The sequence below is a fragment of the Bacillus cereus group sp. BceL291 genome (assembly GCF_051776705.1).
Taxonomy (GTDB): Bacteria; Bacillota; Bacilli; order Bacillales; family Bacillaceae_G; genus Bacillus_A; species Bacillus_A cereus.
Genome location: NZ_JBPWAP010000005.1, coordinates 64,291 through 86,555, shown reverse-complemented (window position 1 = coordinate 86,555; position 22,265 = coordinate 64,291). Strand labels below are relative to the sequence as shown.

The window sequence follows — 22,265 nt, the reverse complement described above, 5'->3', positions numbered from 1 at the left end:
TCTATCATTAGAAATACTTATGATAAGATAATAGAAAAAGAAAGGAGCCCATTATATGAACGTAGACATTTTAAAAATTTTTGTTACTGTCGTTGAACAGAAACACTTCTCCCGTGCAGCAGAATTATTAAACCTTTCACAGCCTGGAGTAAGTATGCATATACGCAACTTAGAAAACGAATTTGGCACTACACTTATTCAACGCTCCCCGAAGCACGTCCAAGTTACTGAAGCTGGAAACATATTATATATACATGCAAAGCAAATGCTCTCTCTTTACGAAGATGCTAAACAAGAAATTAATGAACTACATAACGTTGTAACAGGAACACTTCGCATTGGTGCTAGTTTTACAATTGGCGAATACTTACTTCCAAAAATACTGGCTAACTATGCGAATGAAAATCCACACGTCGAAGTTCATACTTTCATCTCAAATACAGAAGACGTTTTGCAAAGCCTTCGCTCTAATCAAATTGATATCGGCCTAGTGGAAGGACAAGTCGTATACGCCGACGTAGATGTTGAAACATTTATGCAAGATGAAATGAAGCTCGTCGTCCCGCCAAATCATCCATTACTCCGCACAAATGAAATAAATGAAAGTACACTCCAAGATCAAGTATGGGTATTAAGAGAAAGTGGTTCTGGTACACGCGCTTATAGTGACCGCTTTATTCATCAACACCATTTAAAAATGAAACGATTCTTTACATTCAGTAGTATCCAAAGCGTAAAGGAAGCTGTTAGTGCCGGGCTTGGCATCGCTATCCTTTCTGATTGGACTGTACGGAAAGAGCTATTAGCAAAAGAACTATTCCACGTCGAAGTTCCAAATGAACAACTAATCCGTCCGTTCTCCATCGTGCGCGGTAAATATTTCATTCCATCTAAAGCCATTCAAGTGTTCTTAAATCATGTAGATTCTTTTGCGAAAAAACAGAGTTGACCTTCACATTAGTGTGAAGGTTTACAATACATGTAAAAGGAGTGAAATACATTGCGAATTGGAGAATTATCAAAAGAAACTGGCGTTAGTGAAAGATCACTAAGACATTACGAAGAAAAGGGCTTACTCCCTTCTAAGCGCCTTGCGAATGGTTACCGTGATTTTGATGAAAGTGCCATCGAAAAAGTGGAGCTTATTCAAATGTACTTACAAATTGGCTTAAATTTAGAAGAGACGGCAAGGATGCTGCGCTGCCTTGAAATTGAACCGCACCTGTACGACAATCCGTGCAGCAGTATCCTTACGCTTTACGAAGATAAACTCAATGAAGTAACAAAGCAAATCTCATTGCTTTCCAACATCCAAACGAATTTGCAAAAACACGTTTCACTCCTAAAACATGCAAAAGAAAAGGGATGATTACATGTTTGTTATACATGGCAGTTCAAGACAAAACGGAAATACAGAAGCTTTAACACATATGATGATAGAGGACATTGAAACAGAACAAATTTATTTGCGTGATCATACCGTCTATCCTATTACAGACCAACGTCATGATGCAGAAGGATTCCAATCCGTAAATGATGACTATGAGCAGTTAACGAAACGCATGCTAGAACACGACACGATTATCTTTGCTACACCATTATATTGGTACGGAATGAGTGGACATATGAAAAATTTTGTTGATCGCTGGTCACAAAGCTTGCGCGATACATCCCTTCATTTCAAAGAAAAAATGAAAGGCAAAAAAATGTATGTTGTCATCGTTGGCGGGGACAACCCAAAGGTAAAAGCATTACCGCTTATTGCTCAATTCCAATATATCTTTGATTTTGTTGGCTCTTCATTTGAAGGTTATGTTATCGGGAATGCGAATGGACTGGATGAAATTAAAAACGATGCTGAGGCGCTGGCAAAAGCACAATTGTATAATGATACATTCAAAAATAGCGAACAGAAATAAGTTTGACAAACCCTTTTGTATGCGCATACAATAAAAGTAATATTATGAAAGGAAGGTACTTTGACCAATGAAGTTCTAATTCTCTTATTTATTTCATCCATCACAAATAGTGAACAAAAATGATGAAAACTAGCAGGGGATTAGTCTGTCCATTTGTCGATACTTTCTTTCGAAACGATCATGTAAAAAATCGTTTATTTATGTACGATTTTTTACATACAAGGGCGACGTTTATCCTCTCTAGTGAAACTAGGGAGGGTTTTTTATGACTATTTTATTCGCAAGTAATATTGAAAAGAGCTTTGGTGATCGCACACTATTTACATTACCATCACTGGAAATTCAAGCACAGGATCGCATAGGAATTGTCGGAGTCAACGGAGCTGGTAAATCTACGTTATTACAAATATTAAGTAAAGAAATAGAAGCTGACAGAGGCATAGTAACTCATCATAGTTCTATCAGCATCATTCCTCAGCTTAGCGAAGAACTACCGGAAACTGCTTCTTCTCTTGCAAAAGGAAAATGGAGTATTTCAAACGTTACCGACGCAATGAGCGGCGGTGAACGAATGCGGCTAAAGATCGCCCATGCTCTCGAACAAAATGCAGGCATTTTATTCGCTGATGAACCAACAAGCCACTTAGATATGGTCGGTACAGAGCAATTAGAAAAGGCACTTTCGTCTTATAAAGGAGCACTTGTTTTAATATCGCATGATCGTGAATTTCTAGATAATATATGTACCAAAATTATTGAAATTGAAGACGGTACTATTCAAGAGTACAAAGGGAATTATTCAAACTATCGAAAACAAAAAGAACGTGAACGAATACAAAAACAAGCAGAATATGAGCAATATGTACAAGAAAAAAATCGTTTAGAACAGTCCATTCTACAAAGAAAGCAACGTGCTTCTAACATGACAAAAATCCCAACGCGGTTCAGTTCATCTGAATCTAGACTTTATAGGTTAAGTGGGGCTCATGGCCAAGAACAGGTTAGCAAAGCAGCGAAGGCATTAGAGACACGTCTCGAAAAACTAGAAAAGAAGGAAAAGCCAAAGGATCTTTCTCAAGCTCAATTTGACGTGCAATACCATACTCCCATTCATAGTAAGGTGGCAGTACAATTCAATAAAGCAACAAAGAAAATAGGCGACCGCACACTATTTAAAAATATGAATGGAACTATTGCCCCTGGTGCAAAGCTTGCCGTTTTAGGGGCAAATGGAAGCGGCAAAACCACTTTGTTCAACATGCTTCTCACAAACGAGCGTGGCATGCAGCTATCGAAAAGTTGTAAAATTGGATACTTCGAACAAACATTATCTATTTTAAAAACAGATAAAACCATTTTAGAAAATGTTCTAGAAGAAACAAACTATACAGAAGCATTCGTTCGCACAATACTTGCACGACTTCTATTCCGCCGTGAGGATGTTCATAAACCTGTGCATGTTCTAAGCGGGGGTGAACGAATGAAGGTTGCACTCGCAAAAGTATTTTTAGGAAACTATAATATGCTTCTGCTAGATGAACCGACAAACTATTTAGACTTAGCAACGCAAGAAGAATTAGAAACCATGTTACAAGAATATCCTGGCACAATACTTTTCATTAGCCATGACCGTGCCTTTATTCGCTCTGTTGCAGACCATATTCTACAAGTAGATGAGAGTGAACCAAGAATCTTCCACGGTAATTACGAGCAATACACAAAAAGAACCACCGGAGCTTCTGTAAACGCTACTGAGCAAGAATTGTTACGATTACAAACAAAATTAACAGAAGTCATCGGCCGGATTTCCATTCCAAATCATCACGATGACATCACATCTCTCGAACAAGAATACGCAAAATTATTAACTCAAATTCAAAAATGTAAAGAAGCGCTCTAATGTCTTCCCTATATATCGACGGGGCCTTCCACATTTCCCAAGAAATATTGAAACTTCGACATACAAAGTAAAAAGCCGTGCATCAGCACGGCTTTTTACTTTATATGCGGACAGCAGTCCCGCTCACCGCAACCATTAACATACCTTCGCGAACTACTTCGTAATCCACGTCGATACCAACAATTGCATTTGCATTTTTTTGTCTTGCGAAAGTTTTCATCTCTTCCATTGCGATGTCGCGTGCTTCTTTTAATTTACTTTCATAAGCGCCAGCACGACCACCGACAACGTCACGAACAGAAGCGAAAAGGTCACGAACGATATTCGCACCCATAATCGCTTCTCCATTGACGATATCGATATACTCAATAATTTCTTTTCCTTGAATTGTAGACGTTGTTGTTACAATCATACTTTATAGCCTCCCATATGAGATTTTTACCTACTTATGGTGCACTAATTCAGTACAAATTATATTTACGAACTAAACTGAGCTTCGTATAACCTACTGTATCCTCCGCCTTGCTCAATTAATTCATTATGTGAACCTTGTTCTGCAATGCCATCTTTATTTACAACGACGATGCGATCTGCATTTTTAATCGTTGCAAGTCTGTGAGCGATAACTAATGTTGTACGACCAACAGATAGTTCAGCAAGCGATTGTTGAATCGCAAGTTCCGTCTCTGTATCTAGTGCAGAAGTTGCTTCATCCAATATTAAAATTGGTGGGTTTTTTAAGAACATACGAGCAATAGCTAGACGCTGCTTTTGTCCACCTGAAAGTTTCACGCCGCGCTCACCGATAACAGTATCTAAACCGTCCGGCTGTGAGTAAATTAAATCTTCTAACTGCGCACGTTTTACTGCCTGCCAAATTTCAGCCTCTGATGCCTTTAAATTTCCGTAAGCAATGTTTTCACGAATCGTTCCTGAGAATAAGAACACATCTTGCTGCACGATTCCGATTTGCTTACGAAGTGAAGATAATGTCATATCTTTCGTATCAATTCCATCAATTTGAATTGATCCAGATGATTGCTCATAAAAACGTGGTAATAGGCTACATAAAGTCGTTTTCCCAGCTCCTGATGGTCCAACGAACGCAACTGTTTCACCTGCATGTATTTTCAAACTAATTTCATTTAAAATCGGTTCTTTATTTTCATATCCGAACGTAATGTTGTTATATTGAATATCACCATGTACATGTTTAACTTCCATTGCATCTTTAGAGTCTACAATGTCAGGCTCTGTTTCAAGAAGCTCTACATATCTTTTAAAACCGGCGATTCCTTTCGGATAGCTTTCGATTACCGCGTTAATTTTTTCAATTGGGCGGAAGAAAATATTCGTTAATAGAACGAATCCGATAAATCCACCGTACGTTAATTCTCCTTGCAGAACAAACCATGTACCGCATATTAAGACGAAGAGCGTTACGAGACGCATGAGCATATAACTAATCGACGAATTTAACGCCATAATTTTATACGCCATTAATTTTGTTGTACGGAAACGAGCGTTGTTAACAGCAAATTGCTCTTTCTCAAACTTTTCATTTCCGAATGCTTGTACAACACGAATTCCCCCAACATTGTTCTCAATGCATGCATTAAAATCAGCAACGTCTGAGAATAAACGCCTAAATGTACCTGTCATTTTTTTATTGAAGTAAAGCGCTAACCATAATAGGAATGGAATGACGAAGAACGTTAATAACGCTAACTTCCAGTTGATCATCATCATAAATGAGAATGCCCCAACTAAAGTCATTACGGCGATAAATAAATCTTCTGGTCCATGGTGCGCAATTTCCCCAATTTCCATTAAATCGTTTGTAAGGCGTGAAATTAAATGACCAGTTTTATTATTATCAAAAAATCTGAATGATAGCTTTTGAATATGATCAAATAATTTCTGCCTCATATCTGTTTCAATGTTAACACCAAGCATATGTCCCCAATATGTAACGACATATTGTAAGCCTGCATTTAACATATAAACTGCGAGTAAACCGAAACAAGCCCATAAAATAAGCGTCCAGTTTTGCCCTGGCAATAACTTATCAATAAATTGATTTACGATAAGCGGGAAGCCGAGTTCTAATAATCCTGCGACAACCGCACAAGAAAAGTCGAGTATAAATAAACCTTTATACGGTTTATAGTACGAGAAAAATTTACGCAGCATATCTTACCTCCATTTTCCAAAATTAAAAAGACTCCCTAAATGATAACCATTATCAAATAATTATTCAAGTTATCCGTCTATGAAACTGAAAATAAGCTTTGCGATAGTTGTCGTTTTTTGCTGGAAAGTCGATATATTCGAATAATCGCCGATATATTTCGAGTTGCGCTGATATATTTGCAAAATCGCCGATATATTTCAAGTTACGCTGATATATTCGGATAATCGCCGATATAAATTTCATTTACTAACTACTCTCCCCTCCCCCAAAAACAAAAAAGGTACCACCACAAGGTGATACCTTTCCTTCTATTACATCGCTTCCGAATCCCACTCGTGCTCCTGCTCAACGAATACAATACCTAATTCGTGATGCCCACCAGCATATAATGCAGTTTGTGCAAGACGAAGCTCACCATTTGTATCTAATACTTCTAATTTACAAAATGCTCCTGTCGTCTTCGTTTGAAGCGCATCATAAAATTCCTCAGCGCTTTTTGGAATAACTCCATTTACTTTCGTAATAATTTCTCCAGGCAGTAACTTTAGCTCTGCTCCAATTGTATTTGGAATTGTATCTAGTACAACGAGCCCATCATTGCGTGCAGCAAAATATGCTGGTCTTGTTTCATCGGCAATTTTCTCTTGCATCGAGATTGTGAAACGCCCAAGCATTGCGACTCCCATCGCGATAATTGCAAGTACGTGCCACCAATAACTTGCGATTCCTAAAACGAGCACAAGTCCTGCTAATCCATAAACACGTCTTCCTGTAAATAATAAGGCTTCCGTCGGCTCATAACTTTTAATCTTTCTCATAAATCCAATTAAAAATGGAACGAGGAATAGAGAATATGTATTTGAACCGATTGAAACGACAGGCCACCATGAAATAAACTGCGTTACCGCATCACCCGGTACAAGAATAAAAATAGGAACGATCCATAAACGCTTTGATTCGTGTAAACCAATCTTTAATCCACGCTTCCCCTTCCTAATCCTCGGCGTCGAATATCCTACTGCGTTTTTAGAAATCAATAAGCCTTCTACAATAAGCATAACGCCTAGTAAAATAACAAGGGATACAATGGTACTCTCTTCACCTTCTCGAAGCTGTAAAAAGGAAACTGGTAGCTTAGAAGATAATAGAACACATACAATCGCAATGCTAAATGTATAAGCTGCCGATAAATATCGATACATAGCCGTTAATCCAAATAGTAACGTCCAAATTAAAATGGCCCATAAGCTTGCTTTAGAAACAACAAGTCCAAGCCCAATCGTAACAATAGATACTACTAATCCGTATCCAATCCCTGCAAATAGAGAGGTTCGCAGTTCAAACCAAATATCATAAACTTTAAAAGAAAAATCTTTTCGTTCTCTTAACATACGTAAGTATCCAACGAAGATACTACTTATTACAAATATATAGACAGCAGGGTGTAAGAAAAAACGTCCAACTGCCCGCATTATTTCAAAAATCCACGCCTCCATGAACTCATTCACCACCATTTATATCATTCTTTCTTTTTATATTATCATAACTAAACAAACGTTTGTTTAACACAAAAAAATACAGGCAGCAAACTGCCTGTATTTCTTCTTATTTTGCCATTAATTTTAATGCTGACTGTAATTGTAGATCATTTTCTCCAGAACGAATTTTTTCGATAATTTTAGTTTGAATCGCTTCAGCTGTCTTTTTATCAAGCTGTCCTGTCGCTTCCATCTCATTTGCATTTTGGAATGCTTTCAGAGCCGATTCTGTCTCTTTACTAAAGTATCCATCTTCACGACCTGGTACATACCCTAAGCTCTTAAGCATTTCTTGAGCATGTTTTACTTGTACATCATTTGAATTGTATGAAAGTGTTTTTTCAATTTGAATTGGTGTCGCATGATAATAATTTGGTTGCTTCACTTCTACTGTTGGCGCGATTCCTTTTTTATGAATCCAGTTCCCATCCGGTGTTAACCATTTAAACATCGTTAATTTAATGTTGCTGCCGTCTTTAAATGGAACAGCTTGCTGGACAGTACCTTTACCAAATGTCTTTTCACCAATTAAATCGTATCCTTCTCCTTCTTTTAGCGCACCCGCTAAAATCTCTGAAGCAGAAGCACTTCCATTATCAATTAATACTGAAATTGGATATGGTTTTCTCTCTTTCAGTTCCGTAGAGAATTTCTTCTTCTCACCATTTCGCTGCTCTACTTGTAGCATCGGCTTTTTATTCGTCATAATTTCCCCTAGTATATCTTCTACACTATTTAAATAGCCACCAGGATTACCACGTACGTCAATAACTAAGCCTTTTATATTTTTCTTCTCTAACTCTTTTAACTGATCCTTAAATTCTTTCGCTGTATTTTCAGCAAAAGAAGTGATTTGCATATAACCGATATCTTTTCCACTCTCTTGCTTCACAGAACTAAATACTGTAAAGATTGGAATCTTTTCACGCTTAATTTTAAATACGATCGGATCAGTTACTCCCGCACGTTTAATTTCAATTGCGACAGTCGTTCCCTTTTTACCACGAATTTTTAATACTGCTTCTTCACGTGATAAGTCTTTCACACTGTTTCCATCTACAGATAAAATTTGGTCATTCGGTTTAATTCCTATCTTTTCTGCTGGTGAACCTTTAATTGGCGATACGATAATAAGCTTACCGTCCGTCTTGTTCACCTCAGCCCCAATCCCCTCTAATTCGGGATCAAGCGATTCACTAAACTGTTTGGCTGTTTCTTTATCCATATACGTGGAATAAGGGTCCTTCAGCGTAGACAACATACCTTGTATTGCACCTTCAACTAACTTTTCATCTTTCACGTCTTCCACATAACGTGAATCAATTAGTGCATACGCCTCATTAATTTTTGCCAAATTCCCTTGCGCAGTGCTAGCATTCCCACTCGAAATTGTTTGCGTTACTTCTGATGGGTTAACCCCAAATACAGACATGCCTGCAAACATTCCGCCAGCACCAATTAAAAATGCAACAACCATTCCAATAATTGCAACTCTACGTTTCAATGCGGAATTCCCCTTTCCAAAACACACAGGTGGTGTAGCAAAAGGCATCACACAGTGTGTGATGCCTTTACCTATTTCTACTATATGATAAGCTTGTACGAATTATGTTTGCAACTTTTTATACTTTTAAGAAGCGACGAATTGACATTACACTTCCCCACATACCGATTAAAGCACCGATTAACACTAGTAAACCAGCTAATTGGAATACGAACGGACTGTATGGTAGAAGCTCGAAAATTGTTCCGCCAAGTTTTTCATTAAACACACCTTGCAACGAATTATACGTAATTAGAATTAGGCCAATTGGAATAATTGATCCTAATACTCCTAAGAATAATCCCTCTAGCAAGAATGGCCAACGAATAAACCAGTTTGTTGCACCAACAAGTTTCATAATTTCAATTTCTGTACTACGAGCATAAATTGTAATTTTAATTGTATTAGAGATTAAGAACATCGCTGTGAATAAAAGACCAGCAATTAACGCAATCCCAATGTTACGACCAGTTTTTACAGTATCAAATAATCGTTCAACTTGTCCTTTTCCGTACTGAACATTACTAACAAACTGCATTTTTTCAACCTTCTTCGCGATTGTCGCTGTATCGGTTGGTTCTTTTGCTTTTACAACGAATACGTTTTTAAGTGGGTTATCTTGTTCAAATAACTCAAACGTTTTTCCACTATCACCTAAGCTTTTAATTAAACGTTTTAACTCTTCTTCTTTAGAAGAATATTTAATAGAATCTACTTTTGCAATCTTACTCATATCTTCTTCTAATTTCTTTTGATCCGCTTCTTTTGCAGCTGGATCAATGTGTACACGAATCTCTACATCTTGCTCTACTTTCGTCGCAAAATGGTTCATATTCATAATCGCTGTTAAAAAGACACCTACAAGTAATAATGTAACTGTTACTGCACTAACAGAAGCAAATGTCATCCATCCGTTACGTGATAGATTCTTTACACCTTCTCGCAAATGTCGACTAAGGGTCTTAGCCTTCATATCCGTATCCTCCCTCAATCTCATCTCGAACAATTTTTCCGCCTTCAATCGCGATTACACGATGACGGATTGTATTTACGATATCTGCATTATGCGTCGCCATAACGATTGTTGTGCCGCGCTCATTAATGCGAGTAAAAATATTCATAATATCAAGAGCTGTTTCAATATCTAAGTTACCTGTTGGCTCATCGGCAATTACAACCTTTGGTCTATTTACAATTGCTCTTGCAATAGCCACACGTTGTTGCTCCCCACCTGAAAGCTCACTTGGAAGTGCGTCTGCACGATCTTCAAGGCCTACAAGACCTAGAACTTCTGTTACACGCTCACGAATTGCATCCGGTTCTTCTTCAATTACTTCTAAAGCAAACGAAACATTCTCATATACCGTTAATTTAGGTAGCAATTTAAAATCTTGGAAAATTACGCCTAATTGACGACGAAAATACGGAACGTCTCTTTCTGCCAATGTTTCGATAGTAAGTCCATTTACATTAATAGATCCTGTAGATGGTTTCTCTTCACGATACATCATTTTAATAAATGTAGATTTCCCGGCTCCACTCGGTCCAACTACGTATACAAATTCACCTTGTTTAATGTTAACTGTAAGACCAGCAATGGCTTTCATACCATTCGGGTACTCCTTATAAACATTCGTCATTTTTATCATTATTTATCACCCAATACTTAATGATTTTTTTCGAAATACTTTTCTGTACATCTGAAAATAAAAGACATCCTTCATTTTCATTTAGTCATCCTTGTTGAAGGTAGTTTACTTATGCTTTCTCATAAGCAATACCACTCTATGTAATATATTTCAGCAAAATTCTACAAACCCCATTGTAACATCAAACGGTTTCCAATTTGGATACATTTTTGTTACAGTTATGTTACATACCAGAAAAAAGGAAAACGAGCTGACTATATTATCAACTCGCCCATTTCACCTTTTTTATTTATGTTCAGCTAACCATTCAGATACTTTTTTTGCATCTTCACCTTGAATAAGTCCTGGTGACATTGAACCACGGCCTTTTTTAATAATCTCTTCGATATCTGCAGCGTCGTACTTACCGCCTACTTTTCTTAAATCAGGTCCAGTTGCCCCTGATAAATCTGTTGCGTGACATCCCGCACAACTTCTTTGGAAAATTTGTTCTGCGCTGTCTGTGCTTGCAGACTGTTTCGAAGACTTACTCTCTTCTTTATTTCCGCATGCTCCTAAAGCAAAAACAACCGATGTCCCTAGCGCAATAGCCAACAATTTCTTTTTCACTTCTATCGCTCCCTATTGTTGATATTCTTTTTATTCCTAACACACTCATTTTCATTATAAGCATTATCTTTATATAGAAAAACTAAGGTGTATTTTATATTCCTCAAAAATACAGTGAGAACCTTGATAAAATAAAGCTTTCATAAGTTGTTTCAATTCTGTGAACAACTTAAAAAACTTCTATAAAGTATCCTTTTTAAAAGGAAATTTAGAAAAGTTCTATATAAATCTTTACCCTATTACCACTCTATTTTACTATTCTCTACTTTTTACAAAACAATATACAGCATTGTAATCTACATATAATCCCATCAAAAAGAGAAGTTGTCGTTTCCAACTTCTCTTCCTCTTTACTTCATCTATAAAAATAAAATCAAATTCTTTATATCCTCTATTGTCCTCAGCATGCGCCAACAATTTCGTTGGCTTTTTTTCGCTTATTAGATGCGAGAACGTAAGTAAGCATCAATAAATGGATCAATCTCTCCATCCATAACAGCTTGTACGTTACCAACCTCCGTATTTGTACGATGGTCTTTTACAAGAGAATACGGGTGGAATACATAAGAACGGATTTGGCTACCCCATCCGATTTCTTTTTGCTCTCCGCGAATTTCATCTAATTCTGCTTGTTGCTCTTCTAGTTTCTTTTGATATAATTTCGCTTTTAACATTTTCATCGCATGCTCACGGTTTTTAATTTGAGAACGCTCCGACTGACATGTTACAACCGTATTTGTCGGTGTATGTGTAATACGAACTGCTGAATCTGTCGTATTTACGTGCTGCCCACCAGCTCCACTTGCTCGGTACGTATCAATTTTTAAATCTTCTGTACGTACTTCGATTTCAACTTCATCATTGAACTCTGGTACAACTTCACAAGATACGAACGATGTATGACGGCGCCCTGAAGAATCGAATGGTGAAATACGTACAAGACGATGTACACCTTTCTCTGCTTTTAAGTAACCGTAAGCGTTATGACCTTTAATTAATAAAGTTACACTCTTAATACCAGCTTCATCACCTGGTAAATAATCAACCGTTTCTACTTTGAATCCGCGTTTTTCAGCCCAGCGTGTGTACATACGTAATAACATAGAACCCCAGTCTTGTGACTCAGTTCCACCTGCACCTGGATGTAATTCTAAAATCGCATTATTTTTATCATAAGGATCACTTAATAGTAACTGAAGCTCATACTCATTCATTTCTTGAATTAAGCCTTTTACTTCTGATTCTAATTCCTCATGTAAATCTTCATCATACTCTTCTTTTAAAAGCTCATGCGTGATTTCTAAATTTTCAAACGTCTCATCTAACTGACGGAACTTTCCTACCATATCTTTTAACGCATTCGCTTCATTAATTACAGCTTGTGCGCCTTGTTGGTCATCCCAAAATCCTGCGCCCATCATTTTTTCTTCTAATTCTGCAATTTGTTTCTCCTTAGTAGGGAGGTCAAAGAGACCCCCTAAAAGCCGCTAATCGCTTAGCCATTTTCTCTAATTCCTGTCTAATTTCTACTAATTCCATTTCCTTCACCTCTATGTAATTGCTGTTACTTTCGTATGAAAACAAGGGAAACTCTCTCCACTTATTACGGAGAGAGTTTAATCCTTCTTAATTATACATTTTTGATATAAAAGTTTGCAAAACAGCCAAAGCTACCGTCCTATATTACTGAACGATACCACAGCAGTTTTTATATTTTTTACCACTACCACATTTACATAAATCGTTGCGGCCCACTTGGTCACCTTTTACAACTGGCTTTTTCTTTGCTTCTTCGCCATCGCTAGAAGGATGAACAGCTTCACCTTGAACAACTTCTTGACGTTCTAAGTTTTGTTCAATTTCAGCTTTCATAATGTAACGAGAAATTTCCTCTTCAATAGAAGCAACCATTGACTCGAACATCGCGAACCCTTCCATTTGGTACTCACGAAGTGGATCGATTTGACCGTAAGCACGTAAATGAATACCTTCACGAAGGTGATCCATCGCATCAATATGCTCTGTCCATTTCGTATCTACAACGCGGAATACAACAACCTTCTCAAACTCACGCATTTGCTCTTCTGGCATAAGCTTTTCTTTTTCATTGTATCGCTCTATTAATTTCGCGATAATCGGTTCGCTCATTTCCTCAGGAGCAAGGCGACGTAATTCTTCTTCTTTTACATCTCCGTCTTGAAGAAGGTTTGTATTTAAGTAGTCAACAAGACCTTTAATGTTCCAATCTTCTTCAATTTCCTCTTGTGTATGAAGGGCAACAGCACGTTCTACTGTAGATTTCATCATACCTTCAATAATGCCGCGTAAGTTGTCAGACTCCATTACCTCTTGACGCTGTTTGTAAATAACTTCACGTTGTTGACGAAGTACATCATCATATTGCAGTAACTGCTTACGTGCATCATAGTTATTTCCTTCAACACGTTTTTGTGCAGATTCTACCGCACGAGAAACCATTTTACTTTCAATCGGCTGAGAATCATCCATACCAAGGCGGTCCATCATTGCTTTCATATTATCTGAACCAAATCGGCGCATTAATTCATCTTCCATCGATAAGTAGAACTGCGTAACACCAGGGTCCCCTTGACGACCAGCACGACCACGTAACTGATTATCAATACGACGACTTTCGTGACGCTCTGTACCGATAACTGCTAAACCAACGTTTTTCACATCGTCTCCAAGCTTAATATCTGTACCACGACCTGCCATGTTCGTCGCGATTGTTACAGCACCTTTCATACCAGCCTCTGCAATGATATCTGCTTCACGAGCATGGTTTTTCGCATTTAAGATGTTATGACGTACACCTTTACGCGTTAACATTTTTGAAATAAGCTCTGACGTTTCAATTGCAACTGTACCTACAAGAACAGGTTGCCCTTGTTTATGACGATTTACAATATCCTCAACAACAGCATTGAACTTACCTTCCATTGATTTAAAGATTAAATCGGCACGATCATCACGAATAATCGGTTTGTTTGTCGGAATTACAATAACGTTCATATTGTAAATGTTACGGAATTCCTCTTCCTCTGTTTTCGCTGTACCAGTCATACCAGATAATTTTTCATACATACGGAAGTAGTTCTGGAATGTAATTGTTGCAAGCGTCATGCTTTCATTTTGAATTTCTACACCTTCTTTTGCTTCAATCGCTTGGTGTAATCCTTCGCTATAACGACGACCTTTCATAAGACGACCAGTGAATTGGTCTACAATTACGATTTCGCCTTCTTGTACAACATAATCTGTATCACGGTGCATAACAACGTGTGCACGAAGTCCCTGATTAATATGGTGAAGAAGTGCTACATGTTTTAAATCGAATAAGTTTTCAATATGGAAAGCTTTCTCTGCTTTCGTAATACCATCTTCTGTTAGCATTACATTTTTCGTTTTCACATCAAATGAATAATCTTTTTCATTTTCTAACGTACGAACAAATGCATTTGCAAACATGTATAGCTCTGTTGATTTTTGAGCTTGTCCTGAAATAATAAGCGGCGTACGTGCTTCATCGACTAAAATAGAATCGACTTCATCGATAATAGCAAAGTGAAGTGGACGTTGAACGCACTGCTCTTTATATAAAACCATGTTATCACGTAAGTAATCGAATCCAAGCTCATTATTTGTGCTATACGTAATATCAGCAGCATAAGCCTCTTGTTTCTCTTCGCGTGACATACTATTTAAGTTAATTCCTACCGTTAAGCCAAGGAACTCATGAAGTTGTCCCATTTCGCTCGCATCACGTTGTGCTAAATATTCATTGACTGTAACAACATGAACACCTTTTCCTGTTAAAGCATTTAAATATACAGGTAATGTAGATGTTAACGTTTTACCTTCACCCGTTTTCATCTCAGAAATATTCCCTTCATGTAAGGCAATACCACCCATTAACTGTACGCCATATGGACGCATTCCAAGAACACGAGTTGCCGCTTCGCGAACAACTGCAAAAGCTTCAGGTAGTAGATCATCTACTGTTTCACCTTTTGTTAGACGTTCTTTAAATTCAAGCGTCTTTCCTTTTAATTGTTCATCAGTTAGTGGCTTAATAGATGACTCTAATGCATCAATTTGCTCAACTGTCTTTTGCATACGTTTAATTTGGCGTTGATTTACATCAAACACCTTTTTTAAAATACCGATCATAGGAAATACGCTCCTCTTTTTATTAAAATAAAACTTCCGATTGTTTTCTTTTTCTCTATTACAATCAGTCGTTATAAAAATCAAATGTATGTTATGCCAATTTTTCTCCTAATTAAAAAAACTAAAATGTATATACCTAATGATAATTGTAACACTTGTCTCATAACTATGACAACAATCGGCAAGATGTCGGGCCTTATATTCAGAAAAAGTTTTTATTTCATTTGTTACGTTCCTTTTCTCTGTCTCGCTATTTCAATTTCACGTTACAAATTTCGTATTAAATCTAAGTCATATTCTTTCAAGTTTCCTTTTAAAGAATATGACTACCAGAAATTCCTTAATAAAATCTAAATCGACAATTACAAAAAGCCGGAAACTTTGCAGGTGCAGCATCCATAGATACTTACACCTACAAAAAAACTCCGACTTTAAAAGATATTGTTATGTTGCAAGATCTACAAACACCATTAAAATATAGCTGTATCAATCATAAATTTTATTAATTTATCGGTATTTCTAATTCATGATATTTCCCTTTCTTATCCTTTATACAAGAAATGAATTTCACTTTAGTTGATTCATTTGAAAAGTTTTTATAATTTTTATAAGGGTCATCTCCTATAAAATAATTTGTCCCTATATACCCTCGTACTGTTTTACCAGCAGGTATTACAGGATCAAACTGATATTTTTTAGGTAATTCCATTGAATAAGGGATTAAATTATAAAACTCACCTATTTTAGAATAAAACATTGTATCGGAAATAGACTTATTACTAAGCAAGTTAATATCTCGATTTGTTGTATTTGTAATATCTAAAGGTAACACATACGTCACTACTTCACGGTCTTCATAGGGATCATAAACTTTTGTAGGATCAAGAGGATCAAGTGCATGAAACGTAATTCCTCGCTCATCTTCAAAAGTTCTATTAGATAAAAACTCATCTTTTACCACTTTATAAGATTCATTATTTAGATTTAATGTTTTAAATCTAAATAAACTAGCAAATATACATAGCAACAGACACAATCCAATACTTATTAAGATATGTTTTCTCGTCACTCTTAATCTACCAACTTTCCATTATTAACATGTACAATACGATCTACCATTTCATTATCTAGAACATGCACATCATGACTGGCTACAACAATAGTCGTTCCCTTGGCTTTTTCTACTTTCAAAATATCTAAAACATCTTTTATCCCATCACTATCTAAAGCATTAGTTGGCTCGTCTAATAACAGTAATTTTGGTTGTTCCATTAAAGCTTGCGCTATCCCTAAACGTTGTTTCATACCTAAAGAGTATCTTTTATACTTTCTCTTATCTGTTTTATCAAGTCCAACCCTTTGAATAATATTATAAATCTCCTCATCGGAGATTTTATTGTTAATCGATGATAAAAATTTCAAGTTCTGAAAACCAGTATACCCTGGAATAAAACTCGGATATTCAATCAATATCCCCATAGAATCAGGGAATTGCTTTTGTTTTCCAATCATTTCATTATCTACATAAACAACTCCAGAACTCAAACGCATTAACCCTGATATAGCGCGTAAAATCATCGTTTTACCAGAGCCATTATGCCCCTTCAAAACTAAAAATTCGCCTTTTTTTACTGACAAACTAATATTATCTAACACAATATTTCCTTTTAATCTTTTCGTCATACATTCACATTTAATATAATTGTCCATAAATTATTCACCTATCACATCTAGTTTTTTAAAACAAAAACTGCCTAATAAAATCATTACAACAACAATTACTACTCCTATTAGAAGTAAATCATTATATTGAATAGATTGATTATTACCTAAAGTCAATTGAATTGAACTGTGATCAACAAAATACCAACGATTTGGCATAACAAAAGATCCTAAAAAATAAATACTATGAAAGAAAATAGACAAAAATAGGTACAACAACATTAGTACAAAAACAATAATTATTGGTATATAAAAAGTTAAAAACTCAAAAATCAAAGCTAATAAAAAGCTTATAATTATTTGAATTAGCATAGTACCTAATATCTTATAAGGAAATTGACTATATAAATTCAAAAAATTATACTCGCCTAAAGAAAGCAAATAGTAAGCGCTAAACCAAATAAAATACATAACAATCCAAATAATAATTATATAAAAAAACAAAGATAGTATTTTCGTTAACCATAGAAAATGCTTCTTCTTAACACGAGGAAATAAATAAAGACCATTCTGTTGAATATCTGAAAAAGCAAAATTCCCTACAAGCAACAAAGGAGTGATTTGAAAGAATATCCAATAAAAAGGGATAGAAAATCGCCCCTCCTTATAAAAATAAGATAAATCCACAAAGTCTACTCCATGAAAAAATCGATAAAAGGTAACATCTACTAATACAGATTCTTTACCATTACTAAGAGGCTGATTGTATAAAAAAGCAATTGCAATAATAGCGTAAATTAAGAATAAAAAAGCCATTATCTTGATGGAATCTCGAAACCTTACATATAAATCTCTTTTTAACAAATAATATAAGATCATAATGTAAACTAGACCACCTCTGTCTCATCATTCATAGAAATATAACTTTTTTTAGATAAAATCCATACACTTATAAAAAAGATAAAAAAACAGCCAAATAAGCGTATAAATAAACCAGTAGCATCTTCAAAGACATTTATATAAAAAACATTTGTAAATAAAAATCCATGTAATATAAATCTATCTAATAAAACAGCAGTAATCATACATATTATTACAAGTAAACTAGGTAAAAATAATTGCAATAAAGCACTTATCATACATATAAAAACACTCGCAAATAATTGAATGCAAAATAATAATGGATAATTTACATCAACACTAGTTACAGCCATCATAGTTGACATCAAAAACAACTGTAAAATCATACTCCCAGCAAAAAAGTAAACAAAAACGAATAATTTTAAATAATATATAGAAACTAATTTCAATGCATTATTCACTCTGTAAACAACATAAATACTAAAAAAGTTCGACATAGAATATACAGAAAAAACAATTGTTAAAGGAATAAATATAGTCGACAAATTATACAACGACATAACCTTATACAAAGCTTCCAATTCGTTCATTTTCTCTTTTACAATTCCGGGTTCAAAATAATTGAACAAGCAACCAATGATACTAACATTAAGTACAAAAAGAATACTTAACCAAACATATTTCATCCTTATAGTTTCTTTCATAACATTATAAAAGAACATGCTTCCTACTCCCCCGTAAATAAAGAACTACAGAACAAAACCAAATACATAACAGTACACTAAGAAAAATTTGTAATTCAAAAAAGCCAAAATCTTTAATTAAATAATCTTTAGGATTGAGAATCCCTTTTCCAATACCAAGCCAAAAAATATGTAAAATAAATGGAACTAAATAAATAAAATAAACTCGTTTTATAAAAAACGAAACTGATAAAGCTAAACTCGAAAAAACCGCACCGTATAAACCATTTAAAAATACATACATTAGAAAATATAAAGTAGGGTACTTATAATAAACTATATGAAATTGAGCTGTTGGCGAAACAGTAGAAGCCATATAATTTAATATTGGATGCGGAGCAACTGTTGGATAATTCATCACATATAAATAAAAATTAAATAGTAAAGGGACACTTATAATAAAAAAAGATACAATAAAATTAATAAAATAAAGCAGCTTAAAATAATAACATGTTCCCATCTTAGAAATAACAGGATAAATAAATCCATAATTTTTATCAATTCTATAAATCCCTGCTACAGCCATTGCGGAAAGCATAGGAAATATAAGTAAATAAAACTCACTATAAAACGATAATCTATTAAAATATAAAATATTAGATAAATATGGGGATACCTTTATAATCCCAGCATCGTTAAATCCTTTAGTTGTCACAAACATAGCAATATATTGAGCAATAACAATTACTAACATAATAAATAAAGACAACCAAAACATCCTACCTTTTAAAATCCTTCCTAAAAAGTAACTCATCTATAGCTCCTCCATAAACCATTAAATTTAAATCTTTTTTAATATGAACAATTGATCCGCAACACCATAACATTTCTTTTCTTTATTTAACCAAATGTAACGAAAAGAAACATTTGCTCTCTCTCCTTCAAATTTAGGAAACTCAACTTCATACTGATAAACATCATTTGCGCCTTTTCTTTTTACACTCTTAACTTCTTGTTTCCACTGAATTACTTCTCCATCAGTTTGTTCAATCCGTCCCAAGAGATACGTTGGTTTTTTCTTATTCGTAACACCCGTCAAAAAAACATAATAATTTTCTGGTATAACTCCTAATTTCAATTTTTTATTTGAAAGCTTATCCTCTATTAAACTATCATTTTTTTCTATTTGTCCTTGAAAGAAATCATCACCATTTTCACTTTCCAAAAACACTTGTTCAAAAATAGTATTTTTGTTAATTCCTTTTAATTCAATACTTTTCAAATTATCTTTTTCCGTTAAAGTATCTTCAATATGTACAATAGGTTCATCTACTTTCTTTTGACAAGAAACTAAGAAACTAATACTCAATATAAAAAAACAAACTAAAATATATTTTGAAATAAACCTCATTACAGCTCCTCCTATTTTAAAAATGAAATAGCAGGAAAAGTCGTATAATCCGGATTTGAAACTATACGACTTTTTCTAGCACTATAAAATAAATAATTTCAATTTATAATTTCTAAATCAATATTCAATGTAAGGTCCACTAGGTCTTACACTATCAGGACTCCAAGCAGTAGGATAAGCATTATTTTCTCTAGAATAACCACCAAATCTCACAGGCACATTTTTCCCATGGTTTTCATATGCTTAATTTTTAAAAAGATATGTTCTACCTGGTATCACTGTTCCTTCATGCTTACCTGAAACATTTACCCATTTTCTATCTTCTGCATTTTTATTTTTATCTGCTTCTGTCCAAACATTGAAAGAACCTCCGCCCTTCTCACTGCTCTTCACACGCATATACATAGAGGTAGGCGTCTCTTTAGGACGTGCATTAGTATAATCATATGGACTCCAAAGTCTAAAGGTAAAATTCACATGGTCATCCCTTGTACTAGCCTTAGCCGGTTCGGTTAAAGCGAAAGTACTAGCTAAAATACCTAACGATAAAACAGATCCAAACATAAAACGACTTTTTTTCTTAATGCCCACTAAAAGCACCTCCGATAATTTGTAGCATTATATTGATTGTATTTTTCCACTGAAGGAACAAAATCAATATAATACAATATTATGGTAACAACACCTCAACACACCTTCAATGGATTTCAGAATATTTAATATTACTTTTACACTTGCGAACATTTCGTTAAATTTTTAAAAACAATACTATATCCCTAGCAAAGAATTACTTGTAAAGGTAGCTATATTCCTATGCTTGTTCCAAATAATAAAGAGTAACTCACCTCTCTAAATTTCGAATTTTCTCCTGCTGTTTTGAGGAAATACCGCCTAAAAATCATTTCTTAATGAAATCGGCTACTTATAAAACTTTTTTAACCTTGCTGCGAAAAATACAAAAAAAGCGCAGCCATTTCGGCTGCGCTTTCGAATTATTATTTAGTTTCGATTAAACCGTATTTCCCATCTTTACGGCCATATACAACATTAGTTTCGTTTGTATCAGCATTTGTGAAGACGAAGAAATTATGTCCTAGCATATCCATTTGTAGGATTGCCTCTTCAACGTCCATCGGTTTTAAATCGAATCGTTTTGTACGTACAAGTTCTAATTCATCTTCTTCTACCTCATCCAAAACAGCTACTGCTTCTGGAAGGATAAAGTTCGTTTTCATAGAACCTTTCTCACGTAACTTACGATTTACTTTTGTTTTATGTTTACGAATTTGTCGCTCAATTTTATCAACTACTAAATCGATAGCAGCGTACATATCGCTATTAGTTTCTTCTGCACGAAGTAATAAATCAGTAAATGGTATTGTTACCTCGACACGTTGCTTGTCAGAGTATACTTTTAAATTAACTTTAATCTCTGGGAATGTATCAAAATAACGCTCTAACTTACTTAGTTTTTTCTCTACATATTCCTTTAATGCTGGAGTTACTTCAATATTTTCACCACGAATGTTGAATTTCATAGATGAATTCCTCCTTTCAAGCCTATGTATTATAATTTCGACATTGGCTTAAAAACTCCTTCTAACTTTTTTAAAAAAATTAGTGGAATTGCGATTTTTTTATCGTTTTTTGTTGAAATGAAAAGATGCATCGTTTCTATCTTTATTTTATCCTATTAACATCGTGAATAACGAATATAACTGTGGACAATTCGTTACAGAAAAGAAACAACTTTTTGACAACTTATCCTATAACAAAAACCCCTTGCGAAAAACAAGAGGTTCTACTACATATATATAACGTTGCCACAAACGCAGCTTTCTCTTCCAAAAACAATATACCCTACAGTTTCACAACATTAGCTGCTTGTGGTCCACGTGCTCCATCTACAATGTCAAACTCTACTTGTTGCCCTTCTTCTAATGACTTATATCCATCTTGTTGAATAGCAGAAAAATGGACAAATACATCGTCACCATCTTCACGCTCAATAAACCCAAATCCCTTTTCTGCATTGAACCATTTCACTCTTCCTTGCATGTTCATTCCATTCCCTTCACTCTAAAAATCAGGGCATTCGCCCCATA

General features: G+C 35.0%; 21 protein-coding genes and 2 pseudogenes. 5 read left to right on the top strand and 18 right to left on the bottom strand.

Annotation, left to right across the window (positions count from 1 at the left end):
- Positions 1 to 55 precede the first annotated feature (55 nt).
- The 4 genes from ACS2CR_RS06225 to abc-f all read left to right on the top strand — a co-directional run bounded on the left by ACS2CR_RS06225 (position 56) and on the right by abc-f (position 3,819).
- Positions 56 to 949 (top strand): LysR family transcriptional regulator, encoded by an 894-nt coding sequence (locus ACS2CR_RS06225; RefSeq protein ID WP_001099987.1) that lies wholly within the window; start codon positions 56 to 58, stop codon positions 947 to 949.
- Positions 950 to 1,000: 51 nt separating this feature from the next.
- Positions 1,001 to 1,369 carry a MerR family transcriptional regulator gene (locus ACS2CR_RS06220; protein WP_001219199.1) on the top strand — a complete coding sequence of 123 codons (369 nt, stop codon included), beginning with the start codon at positions 1,001 to 1,003 and terminating at the stop codon, positions 1,367 to 1,369.
- A 4-nt stretch (positions 1,370 to 1,373) separates the two neighbouring features.
- Complete coding sequence (locus tag ACS2CR_RS06215; RefSeq protein ID WP_000497612.1) at positions 1,374 to 1,919, top strand: flavodoxin family protein; 546 nt, start codon at positions 1,374 to 1,376, stop codon at positions 1,917 to 1,919.
- 265 nt (positions 1,920 to 2,184) lie between these two features.
- The gene (gene abc-f, locus ACS2CR_RS06210) at positions 2,185 to 3,819 is read left to right on the top strand and encodes a ribosomal protection-like ABC-F family protein (protein WP_000153778.1); all 1,635 of its coding nucleotides are present in this window, start codon (positions 2,185 to 2,187) and stop codon (positions 3,817 to 3,819) included.
- Positions 3,820 to 3,919: 100 nt separating this feature from the next.
- Here abc-f and ACS2CR_RS06205 read toward each other — a convergent pair whose 3' ends face one another.
- From ACS2CR_RS06205 to secA, 9 genes are all read right to left on the bottom strand, one after another.
- On the bottom strand, positions 3,920 to 4,231 hold the full coding sequence (locus ACS2CR_RS06205; RefSeq protein ID WP_000637523.1) for a heavy metal-binding domain-containing protein: 312 nt from the start codon (positions 4,229 to 4,231) through the stop codon (positions 3,920 to 3,922).
- 65 nt (positions 4,232 to 4,296) lie between these two features.
- Positions 4,297 to 6,012: an ABC transporter ATP-binding protein gene (locus ACS2CR_RS06200; protein ID WP_053514258.1), complete on the bottom strand. Its 1,716-nt coding sequence runs from the start codon at positions 6,010 to 6,012 to the stop codon at positions 4,297 to 4,299.
- Between the two features lie 312 nt (positions 6,013 to 6,324).
- Positions 6,325 to 7,509, bottom strand: coding sequence for a PDZ domain-containing protein (locus ACS2CR_RS06195; protein ID WP_000388615.1), 1,185 nt, complete (start codon positions 7,507 to 7,509; stop codon positions 6,325 to 6,327).
- 109 nt (positions 7,510 to 7,618) lie between these two features.
- Positions 7,619 to 9,055 (bottom strand): S41 family peptidase, encoded by a 1,437-nt coding sequence (locus ACS2CR_RS06190; protein WP_000830313.1) that lies wholly within the window; start codon positions 9,053 to 9,055, stop codon positions 7,619 to 7,621.
- Positions 9,056 to 9,173: 118 nt separating this feature from the next.
- Positions 9,174 to 10,067, bottom strand: a complete 894-nt coding sequence (gene ftsX / locus ACS2CR_RS06185; RefSeq protein WP_000645027.1) for a permease-like cell division protein FtsX — start codon at positions 10,065 to 10,067, stop codon at positions 9,174 to 9,176.
- Complete coding sequence (ftsE, locus tag ACS2CR_RS06180; RefSeq protein WP_000594321.1) at positions 10,057 to 10,743, bottom strand: cell division ATP-binding protein FtsE; 687 nt, start codon at positions 10,741 to 10,743, stop codon at positions 10,057 to 10,059. The genes ftsX and ftsE overlap by 11 nt, the downstream gene beginning before the upstream one ends.
- Before the next feature lie 285 nt (positions 10,744 to 11,028).
- Positions 11,029 to 11,352: a cytochrome c551 gene (gene cccB / locus ACS2CR_RS06175; RefSeq protein ID WP_000727971.1), complete on the bottom strand. Its 324-nt coding sequence runs from the start codon at positions 11,350 to 11,352 to the stop codon at positions 11,029 to 11,031.
- Between the two features lie 440 nt (positions 11,353 to 11,792).
- Positions 11,793 to 12,891 (bottom strand): peptide chain release factor 2 gene (prfB, locus tag ACS2CR_RS06170; protein WP_096001716.1). Its coding sequence is split into 2 segments (ribosomal slippage): positions 11,793 to 12,818 and positions 12,820 to 12,891, totalling 1,098 coding nucleotides; the frame shifts between segments, so codons are not numbered across the junction.
- A gap of 144 nt (positions 12,892 to 13,035) precedes the next feature.
- The gene (secA, locus tag ACS2CR_RS06165) at positions 13,036 to 15,543 is read right to left on the bottom strand and encodes a preprotein translocase subunit SecA (protein WP_000579388.1); all 2,508 of its coding nucleotides are present in this window, start codon (positions 15,541 to 15,543) and stop codon (positions 13,036 to 13,038) included.
- 356 nt (positions 15,544 to 15,899) lie between these two features.
- Between secA and ACS2CR_RS06160 the strand changes: the two are divergent.
- Positions 15,900 to 16,049, top strand: a pseudogene (locus ACS2CR_RS06160) (tyrosine-type recombinase/integrase); the annotation flags it as partial.
- On the opposite strand, the gene ACS2CR_RS06155 reads toward ACS2CR_RS06160, so the two are convergent.
- The 9 genes and pseudogenes from ACS2CR_RS06155 to cspC form a co-directional block, all read right to left on the bottom strand.
- A complete protein-coding gene (locus ACS2CR_RS06155) occupies positions 16,046 to 16,573 on the bottom strand; it encodes a hypothetical protein (protein ID WP_053514265.1) in 528 nt (175 codons plus the stop codon). The pseudogene ACS2CR_RS06160 and the gene ACS2CR_RS06155 sit on opposite strands and share 4 nt — an antisense overlap.
- 41 nt (positions 16,574 to 16,614) lie before the next feature.
- Positions 16,615 to 17,253 carry an ATP-binding cassette domain-containing protein gene (locus ACS2CR_RS06150; protein ID WP_053514257.1) on the bottom strand — a complete coding sequence of 213 codons (639 nt, stop codon included), beginning with the start codon at positions 17,251 to 17,253 and terminating at the stop codon, positions 16,615 to 16,617.
- 3 nt (positions 17,254 to 17,256) lie between these two features.
- Entirely contained in the window at positions 17,257 to 18,021 is a 765-nt protein-coding gene (locus tag ACS2CR_RS06145; RefSeq protein WP_053514264.1) for a hypothetical protein, read from the bottom strand.
- Positions 18,022 to 18,092: 71 nt separating this feature from the next.
- A complete protein-coding gene (locus tag ACS2CR_RS06140) occupies positions 18,093 to 18,788 on the bottom strand; it encodes a hypothetical protein (RefSeq protein ID WP_053514256.1) in 696 nt (231 codons plus the stop codon).
- A complete protein-coding gene (locus tag ACS2CR_RS06135) occupies positions 18,775 to 19,563 on the bottom strand; it encodes a hypothetical protein (protein ID WP_053514255.1) in 789 nt (262 codons plus the stop codon). Before ACS2CR_RS06135 ends, ACS2CR_RS06140 begins: the two co-directional genes overlap by 14 nt.
- Positions 19,564 to 19,590: 27 nt before the next feature.
- Positions 19,591 to 20,160, bottom strand: a complete 570-nt coding sequence (locus tag ACS2CR_RS06130) for a hypothetical protein (RefSeq protein WP_001211057.1) — start codon at positions 20,158 to 20,160, stop codon at positions 19,591 to 19,593.
- 117 nt (positions 20,161 to 20,277) lie between these two features.
- Positions 20,278 to 20,751, bottom strand: a pseudogene (locus ACS2CR_RS06125) (hypothetical protein).
- A gap of 404 nt (positions 20,752 to 21,155) precedes the next feature.
- Entirely contained in the window at positions 21,156 to 21,698 is a 543-nt protein-coding gene (gene hpf / locus ACS2CR_RS06120) for a ribosome hibernation-promoting factor, HPF/YfiA family (protein WP_000671186.1), read from the bottom strand.
- A 322-nt stretch (positions 21,699 to 22,020) separates the two neighbouring features.
- Positions 22,021 to 22,218, bottom strand: a complete 198-nt coding sequence (gene cspC / locus ACS2CR_RS06115) for a cold shock protein CspC (RefSeq protein WP_001990088.1) — start codon at positions 22,216 to 22,218, stop codon at positions 22,021 to 22,023.
- Positions 22,219 to 22,265 lie beyond the last annotated feature (47 nt).